14 protein-coding genes are annotated in these 14,664 nt (G+C 75.8%); all 14 read left to right on the forward strand.

Features of this window, described 5'->3' with window-relative positions; all coding sequences use genetic code 11:
- Positions 1–32: 32 nt before the first annotated feature.
- Positions 33–992 (forward strand): asparaginase domain-containing protein, encoded by a 960-nt coding sequence (locus ACR9E3_RS00550; protein WP_460377610.1) that lies wholly within the window; start codon positions 33–35, stop codon positions 990–992.
- Positions 993–1,009: 17 nt separating this feature from the next.
- Positions 1,010–1,894: a polysaccharide deacetylase family protein gene (locus ACR9E3_RS00555; RefSeq protein WP_460377612.1), complete on the forward strand. Its 885-nt coding sequence runs from the start codon at positions 1,010–1,012 to the stop codon at positions 1,892–1,894.
- Positions 1,891–3,207 carry an MFS transporter gene (locus ACR9E3_RS00560; protein ID WP_460377614.1) on the forward strand — a complete coding sequence of 439 codons (1,317 nt, stop codon included), beginning with the start codon at positions 1,891–1,893 and terminating at the stop codon, positions 3,205–3,207. The genes ACR9E3_RS00555 and ACR9E3_RS00560 overlap by 4 nt, the downstream gene beginning before the upstream one ends.
- Positions 3,204–3,995 (forward strand): SDR family NAD(P)-dependent oxidoreductase, encoded by a 792-nt coding sequence (locus ACR9E3_RS00565; protein ID WP_460377616.1) that lies wholly within the window; start codon positions 3,204–3,206, stop codon positions 3,993–3,995. Before ACR9E3_RS00560 ends, ACR9E3_RS00565 begins: the two co-directional genes overlap by 4 nt.
- Positions 3,992–4,681 carry an SDR family NAD(P)-dependent oxidoreductase gene (locus ACR9E3_RS00570; protein WP_460377618.1) on the forward strand — a complete coding sequence of 230 codons (690 nt, stop codon included), beginning with the start codon at positions 3,992–3,994 and terminating at the stop codon, positions 4,679–4,681. The genes ACR9E3_RS00565 and ACR9E3_RS00570 overlap by 4 nt, the downstream gene beginning before the upstream one ends.
- A 50-nt stretch (positions 4,682–4,731) precedes the next feature.
- Entirely contained in the window at positions 4,732–5,145 is a 414-nt protein-coding gene (locus tag ACR9E3_RS00575) for a hypothetical protein (protein WP_460377620.1), read from the forward strand.
- Entirely contained in the window at positions 5,142–6,542 is a 1,401-nt protein-coding gene (locus ACR9E3_RS00580) for a replication-associated recombination protein A (protein WP_460377622.1), read from the forward strand. Before ACR9E3_RS00575 ends, ACR9E3_RS00580 begins: the two co-directional genes overlap by 4 nt.
- A 231-nt stretch (positions 6,543–6,773) precedes the next feature.
- Positions 6,774–7,532, forward strand: a complete 759-nt coding sequence (locus ACR9E3_RS00585; RefSeq protein ID WP_460377624.1) for a hypothetical protein — start codon at positions 6,774–6,776, stop codon at positions 7,530–7,532.
- A 167-nt stretch (positions 7,533–7,699) separates the two neighbouring features.
- Positions 7,700–8,098 (forward strand): DUF948 domain-containing protein, encoded by a 399-nt coding sequence (locus ACR9E3_RS00590; RefSeq protein WP_285648195.1) that lies wholly within the window; start codon positions 7,700–7,702, stop codon positions 8,096–8,098.
- Positions 8,095–8,397 (forward strand): hypothetical protein, encoded by a 303-nt coding sequence (locus tag ACR9E3_RS00595; protein WP_460377626.1) that lies wholly within the window; start codon positions 8,095–8,097, stop codon positions 8,395–8,397. Before ACR9E3_RS00590 ends, ACR9E3_RS00595 begins: the two co-directional genes overlap by 4 nt.
- Before the next feature lie 54 nt (positions 8,398–8,451).
- Complete coding sequence (alaS, locus tag ACR9E3_RS00600) at positions 8,452–11,121, forward strand: alanine--tRNA ligase (protein WP_460377627.1); 2,670 nt, start codon at positions 8,452–8,454, stop codon at positions 11,119–11,121.
- A complete protein-coding gene (ruvX, locus tag ACR9E3_RS00605) occupies positions 11,111–11,581 on the forward strand; it encodes a Holliday junction resolvase RuvX (protein ID WP_460378353.1) in 471 nt (156 codons plus the stop codon). The genes alaS and ruvX overlap by 11 nt, the downstream gene beginning before the upstream one ends.
- A gap of 86 nt (positions 11,582–11,667) precedes the next feature.
- Entirely contained in the window at positions 11,668–13,689 is a 2,022-nt protein-coding gene (locus ACR9E3_RS00610) for an endolytic transglycosylase MltG (RefSeq protein ID WP_460377629.1), read from the forward strand.
- 2 nt (positions 13,690–13,691) lie between these two features.
- The gene (locus ACR9E3_RS00615) at positions 13,692–14,552 is read left to right on the forward strand and encodes a shikimate dehydrogenase (RefSeq protein WP_460377631.1); all 861 of its coding nucleotides are present in this window, start codon (positions 13,692–13,694) and stop codon (positions 14,550–14,552) included.
- Positions 14,553–14,664 lie beyond the last annotated feature (112 nt).

Here is a 14,664-nt window from a genome sequence, read left to right on the forward strand (position 1 = left end):
AAATCGATTGCAACCCTCGAACGTGAGGTGCGATGTCCGTCCTCCTCGTCGCCACGGGCGGCACGATCGCGAGCACGGCCGACGGCGGCGCCGGGCTCGCGGCCCGCCTCGACGGCGCCCGGCTGCTCGCGGCGGCGGGGGGAGCGCCGGTCGGAGCCGGGTCGGTGGAGGTCCTCGACCTCGCGACCGCGCCGAGCTTCGCGCTCGGGATGGACGACGTGCTGCGGCTGCGCGCGACCGTCGCGGACGCCCTCGCGGCCGGTGCGGGCGGCGTCGTCGTCACCCACGGCACCGACACGATGGAGGAGACCGCCTACGGGCTGGACCTCCTGCTCGACGACCCGCGCCCGGTGGTCCTGACCGGCGCGCAGCGGGCCGCCGACGAACCCGGTGCCGACGGGCCGGCCAACCTGCGCGACGCCCTCACCCTCGCCGCCGACCCCGGTGTCCGCGACGACGGCGTGCTGCTCTGCTTCGACGGGCGGGCGCACGCCGCCCGCGGCGTCGCGAAGCGCCACACCCTCGCGACCGGGGCGTTCGCGTCACCGCTCGCGCTGCACCGTGTCGTCGACGGCACGGTCCACCGGCTGGCCCGCCCGGTGCGGCGTCCGCCCCTGCCCGTCCCGGCGCACGCGCCGCCGCGCGTCGACGTCGTCGCCTGCCACCTCGGCGCCGACGGGACGTTCGTGCACGCCGCCGTCGCGGCCGGGGCCCGGGGGATCGTGCTGGCCGCCACCGGGGCCGGCAACGCGACACCCGCGGTCGTCGACGCGGTCGGCGCGGCGGTCGACGCCGGCGTCACCGTGCTCGTGGCCAGCCGCGTCGCCGAGGGCCCCGTCTCGCCGCGCTACGCCGGCGGGGGCGCCGCCCTGGCCGCACGCGGCGCGCGCTTCGCCGGCGACCTCGGCCCCTGGCAGGCCCGGGTGCTGCTCGCCCTCGCCCTGGCCGCCGATCCCGACGATCCCGGCCGGTTCCTCGACCCCCACCTGTGACCAGGAGGAGAACCCGCATGCCCAAGGACATCCTCGTCGCCCTCGGGACCGACGTCGACGCGGTCGGCGGCTGGCTCGGCTCGTACGGCGGGCAGGACTCGCCCGACGACATCTCGCGCGGCGTGTTCGCCGGTGAGGTCGGCGTGCCCCGCCTGCTCGAGCTCCAGCGCCGCTTCGGCCTGCGCCAGACCTGGTTCTGGCCCGGCCACTCGATCGAGACGTTCCCGGACGAGTTCGACGCCTGCGTCGCCGCCGGGCACGAGATCGGCGTCCACGGCTACAGCCACGAGAACCCGATCGCGATGACCCGCCGGCAGGAGGAGACGATCCTCGACTACTGCGTCGAGCTCATCGAGCGCCGCAGCGGGCGCCGGCCCACCGGTTACGTGGCGCCGTGGTGGGAGTTCAGCCCGGTGACCAACGAGATCCTGCTCGACCGCGGCATCCGCTACGACCACTCGCTGATGCACCGCGACGTCACGCCCTACTACGTGCGGGTCGGCGACTCGTGGACCCCGATCGACTACGACCAGCCCGCCGAGACCTGGATGAAGCCCCTGGTCCGCGGCCACGAGACCGACCTCGTCGAGATCCCCGCGAACTGGTACCTCGACGACCTGCCGCCGATGATGTTCATCAAGACCAGCCCGAACAGCCACGGCTTCGTGAACCCGCGCGACATCGAGTCGATGTGGCGCGACCAGTTCGACTGGACCTACCGCGAGTGCGACTACGCGGCCTTCACGATGACGATCCACCCCGACGTCTCGGGACGCCCGCAGGTGCTGCTCGCCCTGGAACGGCTCATCGAGCACATCAACGGCCACGACGGCGTGCGCTGGGCGACCTTGGACGAGATCGCGCAGGACTTCGTCGCGCGCCACCCGCGGAGCAGCTCGTGACCGCGCCGTGGGAGCGGCCCGTCACCGGCCGCACGATCGCGTTCGTGTCGGCGGTGTGCTTCGCCGCCTGGGTGTTCTCGGTCTACGACTTCACCCTGTTCGGGACCCTGCTCCCGGTCATCGCCGAGGACTTCGGCTGGAGCACCGCGTTCTCGACCGCGGTCAACACCTGGGTCTCGGTCGGCGTCTTCGTGGTCTCGCTGGTGGTCGGGACGCTGCTCGACCGCCAGGGCCGGCGCCGGGCGCTGATCATCACGGTGCTCGGCGCCGCGCTGAGCAGCGGGCTCACGGGCCTCGCCGTCGGCGCGGTGTCCCTGGTGCTCATCCGGTCGCTGTCGGGCTTCGGGTTCTCCGAGGAGGTCGTCAACGCGGTCTACCTCAACGAGATGTACGCGAAGGCCAGGCGGCGCGGGTTCCTCTACAGCCTCGTGCAGTCCGGCTGGCCGGTCGGCGCCCTGGTCGCGGCCGGGCTCACCGCGATCCTGCTGCCGCTGCTGGGGTGGCGCTGGACGTTCGTCGTCGCGATGGTGCCGGCGGTCCTCGTCGCGATCGTCGCCTCGCGCCTGCCGGAGTCGCCGGCGTTCCTGGCGCTGAAGGAGGTCCGGCGCCGCCGTGAGTCCGGCGACGAGGCCGGCGCGGGCGAGCTCGCCCGGTCCCAGGGCCTCGACGAGGGCGCGACGCGCGCCGGGGTCCGCGACGTGTTCACCCCGGCGCTGCGCCGGCACACGGTCTGCCTCGCCGCGGCGTGGCTGTTCAACTGGATGGCGATCCAGGTCTTCTCGGTGCTCGGCACGACCGTGCTCACCGACGCCAAGGGCATCAGCTTCGACAACTCGCTGCTGATCCTCGTGCTCGCCAACGCCGTCGGCTTCTGCGGCTACCTCGTGCACGGGGCGATCGGCGACCGGGTCGGGCGGCGGCGCACGATCATCGGCGGCTGGCTGCTCGGCGGCGCGGTCAGCCTGGTGATGCTCTTCGGCCCGTCCTCGGCGGGCTTCGTCATCGTCACCTACGCGCTCACGCTGTTCTTCCTCACCGGCCCGTACGCGGCGCTGCTGTTCTACATGGGCGAGTCGTTCCCGGCCGAGGTGCGCGGGGTCGGCACGAACGTCGCGCACGTCATGGGCCCGGTCGGCGGCATCGCCGGCTCCGGGGTGCTCAGCGCCCTGCTGGCCGCGGGGATGACCGCCGGACCGGCCGCGGCGATCGCCGGCTCGGCGTTCCTGCTGCTCTCGGCGGTGGTCATGCTCGGGACGCGCCACGTCCCGGCCCCGGTGGCGGCGGCGGTCGAGCCGGTCGGGGGCCCGGCGTGAGCCCGGCCCGCGACGACGGCCTGGAGGGGCGCGTCGCCCTGGTCACCGGCGGGGCGAGCGGCATCGGGCGCGCCCTGGCCGTGGCCTACGCCCGCGCCGGCACCCACACCGTCGTCGGCAGCTTTCCCGGCGACCCGCACGACGTGGGCGAGACCGTGGCGGCCGTCGAGGCTGTCGGCACCGGGGCCCGCTGCGTGCCGGTGGACGTCGACGTCGCCGACACCGCCCAGGTCGACGCGCTCGCCCGGCGCGCGGTCACCGAGTTCGGCCGTCTCGACATCGCCGTCGCCGCGGCCGGCATCCTGCGGGTCTCGCCGCTCGCCGAGCTCGACGACGCGTCGTGGAACACCATGCTCGAGGTCGACCTGACCGGGGTCATGCGCACCTTCCGGGCGGCCGCCGCGGTGATGGACGGGCCCGGGGCCTTCGTCGCGACCTCCTCGATCTCGGGCGGCGTCTACGGCTGGGACGACCACGCCCACTACGCCGCGGCCAAGGCCGGGGTGCTCGGGCTGTGCCGGTCGCTGGGCGTCGAGCTGGCGCCCCGCGGGATCCGCGTCAACGCCGTCATCCCGGGGCTGATCGAGAGCCCCCAGTCGCTGGACCCCGTCAACTCGCTGGGCCCGGACGGGCTCGCCGCCGCCTCGCGGGTGATCCCCGCCGGCCGGCCCGGCACCGTCGACGAGGCGGCGCGGGCCATCCGGTTCCTCACCTCGGACGACGCCGCCTACGTCACCGGCGCCCAGCTGGTGGTCGACGGCGGGCTCACCGTGGGCTGGCCGGCGTGACGGGGCGCCTGGCGGGACGGACCGCGCTGGTCACCGGGGCGGCGAGCGGGATCGGGGCGGCGACCGCGGCGGCGTTCACGGCCGAGGGCGCGACGGTGGTGGGCGTCGACCGCGCCGAGGTGGACGTCGCCGACGCGGCGTCGGTCGAGGCGCTGGCGACGTCGGTCCTGGCCGAGCACCCCGTCGTCGACGTCGTCGTCAACGCCGCCGGGATCCTCGACGAGACGCCGTTCCTGGCGATGGACGCGGCGACCTTCGACCGCACCGTCGCGGTCGACCTGCGCGGGGTGTTCCTCGTGAGCCGGGCGTTCGCCCCGGCCATGGTCGCGCGCGGCGACGGGCGGATCGTCAACATCGCCTCCCAGCTGGGGCTCAAGGGCGGCGAGGGCCTCGCGCACTACTGCGCGGCCAAGGCCGGGGTCCTGGGACTGACCAAGGCGATGGCCCGCGAGCTCGCGCCGCACGGCGTGCTGGTCAACGCCGTGGCCCCGGGCCCGATCGAGACGCCGATGGTGGCCGGGCTCTCCGACGCTTGGAAGGTCGCGAAGCGCGCGGAGCTGCCGCTGGGCCGGTTCGGGGTCGCGGGCGAGGTGGCGCCCACGATCGTCATGCTGGCCGCGAGCCCCGACGGCGACCTCTACGTCGGGCAGACGCTCGGCCCGAACTCCGGGGACGTGATGCCCTGATGTGCGGCGCCTGCGGCTCGGGGCGCGTCCGCGCGCCCTGGGAGGACCTCGTGGGCGTTCCGGGACCGCGCGGCCCCGCCCGCCGTGCCGCGGCGCTGACCCGCCTGCTCGTGCCGTGGCGGTGGACGGTCGCGGCCTGGTCGGGCGGCTACACGGTCACCGGGCCGACCGGTGCCCTCGCGCCCGCGGGCTCGGTCGACGAGGTCGTGGAACGGGCCCGGGCGGCGCGTCCCGGGGTGCTCGGGCGGGGGTGCGACGCGGTGTCGACCGACGATCTCGACCTCGCCGACGCCCTCGTCCGCGCCAGCGTCGCGACGCTCGGCGGCGACGGCGTCGTCCTCGCCGGTCCCGACCCCGGGGGACCGCGCCGGCTGCTGGCCCACGGCCACGTGCCCGTCGAGGTCGTCCCGCGCGACGGCGCGGGCTGGAGCGTGTCGGGGGCGTCAGTACCGTTCGGGGCATGAGCGAGGAGGGGCTGTTCGACGTCGAGGTGCCGGAGGCCCCCGCCCCGGGCCCCGATCCGGATCGGCCCGTCACGCGTGGGGTCGTCGAGGACCGCCCCGCGCCCACCAGCGGGGTGGCGGCGCCCCTGGCGGTCCGGATGCGCCCGGCGAGCCTCGACGAGGTCGTCGGCCAGGACCACCTGCTCGCGCCCGGGGCGCCGCTGCGGCGTCTCGTGGAGGGGGCCGCGCCGGCGTCGGTGCTCCTGCACGGCCCGCCCGGCACGGGCAAGACCACGCTCGCGCGCCTCATCTCCCAGGCCACCGGCCGCGCGTTCGAGGCCCTGAGCGCCCTCAACGCCGGGGTGAAGGAGGTGCGCGGGGTCATCGAGGTCGCCCGGCGGCGCCTCGCGGCCAGCGAGCCCCGGCGCACGGTGCTGTTCATCGACGAGATCCACCGGTTCTCGCGCACCCAGCAGGACGCGCTGCTCGCCGCGGTGGAGGACCGTGTCGTGCTGCTGGTCGGCGCCACCACCGAGAACCCGTCGTTCTCCGTCGTGGCGCCCCTGCTGTCGCGGTCGCTGGTGCTCGGCCTGCACGCCCTCGACGACGAGGCGGTCGGCACGCTGCTCGACCGTGCCGTGGCCGACCCGCGCGGGCTCGGGGGCGCGGTGACGCTGCACCCGGACGCCCGCGCGCACCTCGTCCGGCTGGCCGCGGGCGACGGACGGCGCTCGCTGACCGCCCTGGAGGCCGCGGCGGACGCGGTGGGCGGCTCCGGGGAGGTGGGGCTCGACGACGTCGAGCGGGTGGTCGACGAGGTCGCCGTCCGCTACGACCGCGCCGGGGACCAGCACTACGACGTCATCTCGGCGTTCATCAAGTCCATCCGCGGCTCCGACCCGGACGCCGCGCTCCACTACCTCGCCCGCATGATCGTCGCGGGGGAGGACCCGCGGTTCATCGCCCGCCGCCTCGTCGTGCACGCCAGCGAGGACGTCGGGCTCGCCGACCCCACCGCGCTGCCCGCCGCCGTCGCCGCCGCGCAGGCCGTGCAGCTCATCGGGCTGCCCGAGGCGCGGATCAACCTGGCGCAGGTCACCATCCATCTCGCGACGGCGCCGAAGTCCAACGCGGTCATCACGGCGATCGACGAGGCGATGGGCGACGTCCGCTCCGGCGCCGCCGGTCCCGTGCCCCCGCACCTGCGCGACGGGCACTACGCGGGTGCCGAGGCCCTGGGCAACGCGGTCGGCTACGTGTACCCGCACGGCGAGCGCGCCGGCGTCGTCGCGCAGCAGTACCCGCCCGACGAGCTCGTGGGCCGCGACTACTACCGCCCGTCGGGGCGCGGCGACGAGCGCGAGCGCGCCGAGCGCGTGGCCCGGCTGCGCGACGTGGTGCGGGGACACCAGGCGTGAGGGGTGCCGCGGGCGCGCCCCCCGGCCGCCCGCGGCACCGGACCAGTGTCGGGGAACGATCACCGCGGGGCGGGTCCGGCGCGTCCTGGAGCCGTCCGGGACACCGGCCGGACGCAGGGGTGCGTCGCGCGCCGCCGTGCCGGACGATCGGTCGGTGCCGGGTCCGGGGGGACACGAGGGGACCGAGGGGGAGCCATCGACGGCGACGGTGCAGGTCGGCAGGGCGGGGTCGTGGAGGACGGCGACTCCGCGGCGCGGTACTGCGCGGACTTCCGTGACGTCCTGCGCGAGCGGGACGTGTCGTTCCGCCGCGCCGAGGAGCTCTCGGGGTGGGGCAAGTCGACGATCGCCGCCGCCACCCGGGGCCCGGGGCTGCCCAACGCGGATCTCGTCGGCGACGTGCTGGGCGCGATCGGGCTCGCTCCGGAGGAGGTCGCCCGGTGGCGCGAGCGGCACGTGCGCCTGCGCGAGGTCCCGACCGCCGCGCCCGTCCCCGACCCTCCGCACGACCCGCCGCTCCCGCGTCGCTCGCCCCGCCGCCGGGCCGAGATCGCGGTGTTCGCCGCCCTGGTCGTGCTCGTCGTCGCCCTGGCGGCTGCCCTGGTCGTGGTGCTGGCCGCCCGGCCCGCACCCCCGGCCCGGACCGTCGTGGTGCAGAACCGCGTCGCCATCGGCGACGGCATGCTCGTCGAGGACCGGACGCCCTCGTACCTCGCCGTCCGCCCCGTCGCGCACTGCGCGAACATGCCCGACTGCAAGATCGCCGGGACCGAGGTGTGGAGCGGCGCCACGTTCGTCGCCGTGTGCCAGCTGACCGGCGAGGTCATCACCAACGCCGACCTCACGTCCACGAACATCGGGCGGAACCCGAACGCCGCGGTCTCGGAGGTCTGGCTCGGCGCGCGGGCCCCCGACGGGCGGGTCGGCTACATCTCCGAGGTGTACCTCGCGCCGGCCTATCGCGGCGGGCTCGGACTGCCCGCCTGCTGATCACGCGGCCGGATTCCTCCTGATCGCCGGGGCCGGAGTGGGCGTCGGGGCCGCACGGTAACCTGCCGCCACCTGCGCCAGGTGTCGTCCCGGACACCTCCCACGGGGGGTGTCGGCGGGCGGCGGTCCGGGGACCTGTATCGCACCCAGCACCCGAGGAGGAGCCCGTGTCGGTCGGCCAGATCGCGGCGATCGTCGCCGCGGTGGCGTTCGTGATCCTGGTGGTGCTGCTCGCCATCCCGCTGGTCAAGCTCGGGCGCACGCTCGACGAGGCCACCATCGCCATCCGCAAGGCCCACGAGGGCACCGAGCCGCTGCTCTCGGACGCCAACGTCACGCTGACCTCGGTGAACACCCAGCTCGAGCGGGTCGACGGGGTCACCGCCAGCGCCCAGGCCGTCGCGGCCAACACCAAGGCGCTGAGCACGTTGTTCACCGCCACGCTCGGCGGCCCGCTGGTGAAGGTGGCCGCCCTGTCGTACGGGCTGCGCAAGGCCCAGCAGGCCCGCAAGCTGAAGAACGGGCCGCCGGCGAAGAAGAAGTCGAAGCGGAGTGTGCGCGCATGAGGCGTCTGTTCTGGGTCGGCGTGGGCGTGGCCGTCGGCGTCACCGCCACCCGCAAGGTCAACGAGGTGACGCAGAAGGCCACCCCGGCGGGCATCGGCACCAGCCTCGGCGAGGGCCTGCGCGAGCTGGGGGCCGGTCTCGGCGCGTTCGGCGCGGAGGTGCGCGCCGGAATGAACGAACGCTCCGAGGAGCTGTACGCGATGGTGGAGGACACGACCGAGATCCCCGTGCGGCCCGACCCGCCGTCGTCGGCCCGTCACGCGCGAGCGCCCCGGCGGGGAGCCTCGCACGCCCGCTGAGGCCTGCCCCCGCGTTCTGCGCCCCTATCCGTACCTCTTTCCGAGCAGGACACCGTGCAGACCCACGAGATCCGCCGACGCTTCCTCGCCCACTTCGAGAACGCCGGCCACACCCCCGTCCCCAGCGCCTCGCTGATCCTCGACGACCCGACGCTGCTGTTCGTCAACGCCGGGATGGTGCAGTTCAAGCCGTACTTCCTCGGCGACGCGCCCGCCCCGTGGCACACCGCCACGTCGATCCAGAAGTGCGTGCGCACCGGCGACATCGAGAACGTCGGCCACACCACCCGCCACAACACGTTCTTCCAGATGGCGGGCAACTTCTCCTTCGGCGACTACTTCAAGGAAGGCGCGATCCGCCACGCCTGGTCGCTCGTGACGGGGAGCCTGGACGACGGCGGCTTCGGCTTCGACCCCGACCGCATCTGGGTCACGGTCTACGAGAACGACGACGAGGCCGAGCGCCTGTGGCAGGAGGTCGCCGGGCTGCCGCCCGAGCGGATCCAGCGCCGCGACGGCCGCGACAACTACTGGGACATGGGCGTGCCCGGTCCCGGCGGGCCGTGCTCGGAGATCTACTACGACCGCGGGCCGGAGCACGGCCTGGAGGGCGGCCCGGTCGCCGACGAGGACCGGTACGTCGAGATCTGGAACCTCGTCTTCATGCAGGACGTCCGCGGCGAGGCCAGTCCGAAGTACGGGGCCGCGCCGATCGGCGAGCTCCCGCAGAAGAACATCGACACCGGGCTGGGCGTCGAGCGCGTCGCCTTCCTGCTCCAGGGCGTCGACAACGTCTACGAGACCGACCTGCTGCGTCCGGTGATCGACCGGACCGAGGAGCTCACGGGCCGGCGCTACGGCGTCTCGGAGGCCGACGACGTCCGCTTCCGCGTCATCGCCGACCACGTCCGCACCGCCGCCATGATCATCGGCGACGGGGCCACGCCGGGCAACGAGGGCCGCGGCTACGTGCTGCGCCGGCTGCTGCGCCGCGTCATCCGCAACGCCCGGATCCTCGGCTGCACCGACCCGCTGCTCGTCGACCTCGTCGGCGTCGTCCGCGACGCGATGGGCCCGTCGTACCCGGAGCTCTACACCTCCTACGAGCGGATCGCCGCCGCCGTGCGCGCCGAGGAGGAGAGCTTCCTCGCCACGCTCGCCACCGGGTCGAAGATCTTCGACAGCGCCGTGGCCGACACGCGGTCCGGGGGCGGCACGACGATCCCGGGCAGCAGCGCCTTCGCCCTGCACGACACCTACGGCTTCCCCATCGACCTGACGCTGGAGATGGCCGCCGAGCAGGGCCTCGACGTCGACGAGGGCGCCTTCCGCTCGCTGATGGAGGAGCAGCGCTCCCGGGCCAAGGCCGACGCCGCGGCCCGCAAGACCGGCGGGGGCGACACCCACGCCTACAGGGACATCCTGGAGCGCTCGGGGCTCACCGAGTTCCTGGGCTACGAGCTGCTCCACGCGGACGCCACGATCGTCGGGCTGATCGTGGGCGGCGAGCCGGTGTTCGCGGCCGGCGAGGGCAGCGAGGTCGAGGTGATCCTCGACCGCACCCCGTTCTACGCCGAGGGCGGCGGCCAGCAGGCCGACACCGGGCGCATCGTCGGCGACGGCTTCGTCATCGCGGTCGAGGACGTCCAGACCCCGGTGCCCGGGCTCGAGGTGCACCGCGGCCGCGTGGTGTCCGGCGAGGCGCTGCGCGACGCGACGGTGCACCCCGAGGTCGACATCGAGCGCCGGCACGCCATCTCGCGCTCGCACACCGCCACCCACCTCGTCCACGCCGGCATGCGCCGCGCCCTGGGCGACGCCGCCGCCCAGGCCGGATCGCTCAACGCCCCGGGGCGCCTGCGCTTCGACTTCACCTCGCCGGGCGGGGCCGTGCCCGCGTCGGTGCTCACCGACGTCGAGGACGAGGTCAACGCGGTGCTGCTCGGCGACGACGAGGTGCGCCCGTACGTCACGTCGATGGACGAGGCCCGCAAGCTCGGGGCCATCGCCCTGTTCGGCGAGCGCTACGGCGACAACGTCCGCATCGTCGACATCGGCGACTACTCGCGCGAGCTCTGCGGCGGCACGCACGTGGGCCGCACCGGGCAGCTCGGGCTGGTCAAGCTGCTCTCCGAGGGTTCGGTCGGCTCGGGGGTGCGGCGCGTCGAGGCCCTCGTCGGGATCGACGCCTTCCGGTTCCTCGCCCGTGAGCACGTGCTCGTCAACCAGCTCGCCGAGCAGTTCCGCGCCCAGCCCGAGGAGCTGCCCGAGCGCATCTCCGGGATCGTCGACCGGCTGCGCGCCGCGGAGAAGGAGCTCGAGTCCGTGCGGGCCCGCGAGGTGCTGTCCTCGGCCGGCTCGCTCGCCGAGGGCGCCGAGGACGTCGGCGGCGTCGCGGTCGTCGCCGCCCGCACACCCGAGGGCGTCGGCGGGGGAGACCTGCGCTCGCTGGCCCTCGACGTCCGCGGTCGTCTCCAGGCCCGCCCGGGGGTCGTCGCGCTCTTCGCCCCCGACGGCGACAAGGTGTCCTTCGTCGTCGCCACCACCGAGGGGGCCCGCGACCGCGGCTTCGCGGCCGGCGACCTGGTGAAGGCCTTCGCCCCCGCGGTGAACGGCCGCGGCGGCGGCAAGCCCGACCTGGCCCAGGGCGGCGGCAGCGGGGTCGCCGGCATCGACGACGCCGTCGCCGCGCTGCGGGCGGAGGTGGCCCGCGCTGGCGGGTGAGACCGGCCGGCGCCTGGGCGTCGACGTCGGCAGCGTGCGGGTGGGCGTGGCCCTGTCGGATCCCGGCGGGGTCCTCGCCATGCCCCTCGTTACCCTCGATCACGACACAACGGCCGGCGCCGACCTGGACCGGCTCGTGGCGCTCGTCGACGAGCACGAGGTGGTCGAGGTGGTCGTGGGCCTTCCCCGCACGCTCGCCGGCCGGGACGGCCCGGCGGCGCAGACCGCGCAGGCCTACGCGGCCGCGCTCGCCGAGAAGCTCGCGCCGCGCGAGGTGCCGGTCGTGCTCTCCGACGAGCGCCTGACCACCGTCGCCGCCACCCGCACGCTGTCCGACAGGGGCGTCAAGGGCCGCAAGCAGCGCCGCGTGATCGACCAGGCCGCGGCCGTCGGGATCCTCCAGGGCTACCTCGACGCACGCCGTGCACCCCGTGACCCCGATCCCTCGGTGGACTCGTGACCGGACGTCGCGGCGGCCCGGGGGAGGCCTCGTCAGGCGGGTCGGGGGGATCGGGAGGGACGCCGAGCCGTCCCAAGCTGGTGCAGATGCAGCCCGTGGTCCGTGGCGGTGGCGCGGGGCGGGCCGCGGAGTCGGCCGCGACGTCCGGACCGTCCTCGGCTCCGGGGGCGGCCTCGGCTCCGGGGGCGGCCTCGCCGCCGGGGGCGGCCTCGCCGCCGGGGCGGGCCGGGTCGTCGGCGTCGTCGGGCCCGGCCGGGTCGCCGCGGTCGTGGGGGTCGGCCGGGTCGTCGGCGTCGTCGGGCCCGGCCGCGCCCGCGGGACAGGTCGGGTCGCCGGGGGCGTCGTCGTCGACGGGACGGAGCGGGTCGCGCGCGCCGGCCGGGCCGTCCTCGCCCTCCGGGCCGTCCTCACCGTCCGGGCGGCCGGGGCCCGCCGCGCCGCCCGGGTCGGCCCGGCCGCCGCTCCCGGTCGTGCGGTCGCACGGCGCACCCGCCCCGGCGCGGCGGGTCGTCGCCGGGCGCCGTGCCGTCGCGCCGCCGCCCGGCGGCCGCTCGGTCCCACGCGAGCGCCCGGGCGTCCACCCCGACGCCGAGACCGACCGGCACTACGCGGCGGCGTGGCGACGGCCGCAGGAGCCCGCGGCCGCAGGGACGGATCCCGAGCCCGGAGCCGCCGGCGCTGCCGCGGGCGCCGACGGTGACGAACGGGCCGAGCAGGCCGACGCGTCCGGGTGGGCCGACCGGTCCGGGTGGCACGACGAGTCCGGGCGGGACGACGAGTCCGGGCGGGACGACGAGGCCTCGCCGGCAGACGGGAGCGAGCGGGCCGGCGGGGTCGAACGGGCGGGCGGAGTCGGGTGGACCGACGGAGGCGACGATGCCGAGCCGCCCGGCGGGACCGACGGCGCCGACGCCGGGTGGCTGCTCGGCGACGACCCGCCCGGCGGCGATGCCCGGACCGAGGCCCTGCCCCAGGGACGCCCCCCACGCCGACGGCGGTTGCTGTGGCCCGGGGTCGCGGCGGTGCTCGTGCTGGCCCTGGTCGGCGGCGTGTTCCTCGCGCGCGACCTCTGGCCCGTCCTGTTCCCGCCCGACTACGACGGCCCGGGCTCCGGGCGCGTGGTCGTCGAGGTCTCCGACGGCTCGTCCACCCGGGAGATCGGCGAGGAGCTCGCGGCCGCCGACGTCGTGGCCTCGGCCCGCGCCTTCGGCGACGCCGCCGAGGAGAACCCGGACGGTCGCGGCATCCAGCCCGGCTTCTACGAGCTGCGCAAGCAGATGTCGGCGGCCGGCGCGGTCGCGGAGCTGCTCGACCCCGCCAGCCGGGTGGGTCGCCTCGACATCCGCAGCGGCACCCAGCTCGACGACACCGTCGGCGTCGGCGACGCGGTCGTCCCCGGCGTCCTCTCGCAGATCTCGCGGGCCACGTGCACCGTCGACGACGCGGGCGCCGAGCGCTGCGCCTCCGTCGCGGACCTGCGCACGGCCATGGCCACCACCGACCCCGCCGAGCTCGGGGTCCCGTCGTGGGCGCTCGACGCCGTCCGCCTCGCGGACCCGAACCGCCGCCTCGAGGGCCTGCTCACCCCCGGGACCTACGACATCGCTCCGGGCACGAACGCGAAAGACGCGCTGACCCAGGTGGTCCGGACGTCGGTGCCGCGCCTCGAGGCGGGCGGGCTGGTGCGCGAGGCCGACGCCCGCGGGGTCAAGCCCTACGACGTGCTCGTCGTCGCGTCGCTGGCCGAGCGCGAGGGCGTCGCGGCGGACTTCGGCAAGGTCGCCCGGGTCATCTACAACCGGCTGGCCGTCCCGATGCGCCTCCAGTTCGACTCGACGGTGAACTATCCCCTCGATCGCCAGACGCTCCTGACCAGCCCGTTCGACCGCGCGCGGCCCGGGCCGTACAACACGTACCTCAACCTCGGGTTGACCCCGACCCCCATCGGCGCCGTGAGCCCCGAGGCGCTGCGCGCCGCGCTCGAGCCCGAGCCGGGCCCGTGGGTGTACTTCGTGAAGTGCCAGACCGACGGGATCTCCTGCTTCGCCGTGACGCCCGCCGAGCACGACGCCAACCGGCGGCTCGCGCAGACGCGGGGGGTCTACTGACCTTGCGGGCCGCCGTCCTGGGCTCGCCCGTCGCCCACTCCCGCTCGCCCGCGCTGCACCGGGCGGCCTACGCGGCGCTCGGGCTCGACGACTGGACGTACGAGGCCGTCGAGTGCACCGCCGAGGAGCTGCCCGCCTACGTCCGCGGCCGCGACGGGTCCTGGGCCGGGTTCTCGGTGACGATGCCGGGGAAGCGGGCAGCGCTCGAGATCGCGACCACGGCCAGCCTGCGCGCCCGCCGCGTCGGCGCCGCGAACACCCTCGTGCACCGCGGCGACGGGTGGGCGGCCGACTGCACCGACGTCGACGGTGTCGCGGGCGCGCTGCGGGCCGCCGGGGTCCGGGACGTCCCGCCGACGGTGTTCGCCACCGACGTCGTCGTGCTGGGCAGCGGGGCGACCGCGAGCGCGGCGCTCGGCGGCGTGTACGACGTCGGCGCCCAGGGCGTGACCCTCGTGGCGCGCGACCCCGAGCGGGCGGCCGGGACTCTCGACGTCGCGCGCAGCTTCGGCTTCGCCCGGCGGGCCGTGACGTGGGAGGACCTGGTGCCGGGCGACCTGTCCTCGGCCACGGCGCTGATCAACACGACGCCGGCGGGCGCGATCGACCCGGCGCTCGCGGAGCGTCTCGTCGCGGCCCTGCCCGCCTGGTCGGTCGTCCTCGACGCCGTCTACCACCCCTGGCCCACGCCCCTGGCCGCCGCGGCCGCCGACCGCGGCCTCGCCGTCGCCACGGGCCTCGACATGCTCCTGCACCAGGCGTTCGGGCAGGTCGAGCAGTTCACGGGCTCGGCGGCGCCGCGGGAGGCCATGCACGCCGCCCTCGCCGCCACGACCGACGTCACCCTCCTGCCCCTGCCCTGACGCCCCGGACGTCCCCGGCGGCCGGCGGGGCCCGTGGTCGGCGTGGTTGTCAGCCTGGCGTCCACGCTGGCGTCCAACGTCAGGAAATCCCCCATCTCGAGCGCCGTGGTGC

This window comes from Actinomycetospora sp. C-140 (genome assembly GCF_054796175.1).

Excerpts from the sequence above, each read along its gene's own strand:
- ACR9E3_RS00595 (WP_460377626.1), top strand. The coding sequence starts at position 8,095 with ATGAGGCGTCTGTTCTGGGTCGGCGTGGGCGTGGCCGTCGGCGTCACC.
- ACR9E3_RS00610 (WP_460377629.1), top strand. The coding sequence starts at position 11,668 with ATGCAGCCCGTGGTCCGTGGCGGTGGCGCGGGGCGGGCCGCGGAGTCG.
- ACR9E3_RS00550 (WP_460377610.1), top strand. The coding sequence starts at position 33 with ATGTCCGTCCTCCTCGTCGCCACGGGCGGCACGATCGCGAGCACGGCC.
- ACR9E3_RS00580 (WP_460377622.1), top strand. The coding sequence starts at position 5,142 with ATGAGCGAGGAGGGGCTGTTCGACGTCGAGGTGCCGGAGGCCCCCGCC.
- ACR9E3_RS00555 (WP_460377612.1), top strand. The coding sequence starts at position 1,010 with ATGCCCAAGGACATCCTCGTCGCCCTCGGGACCGACGTCGACGCGGTC.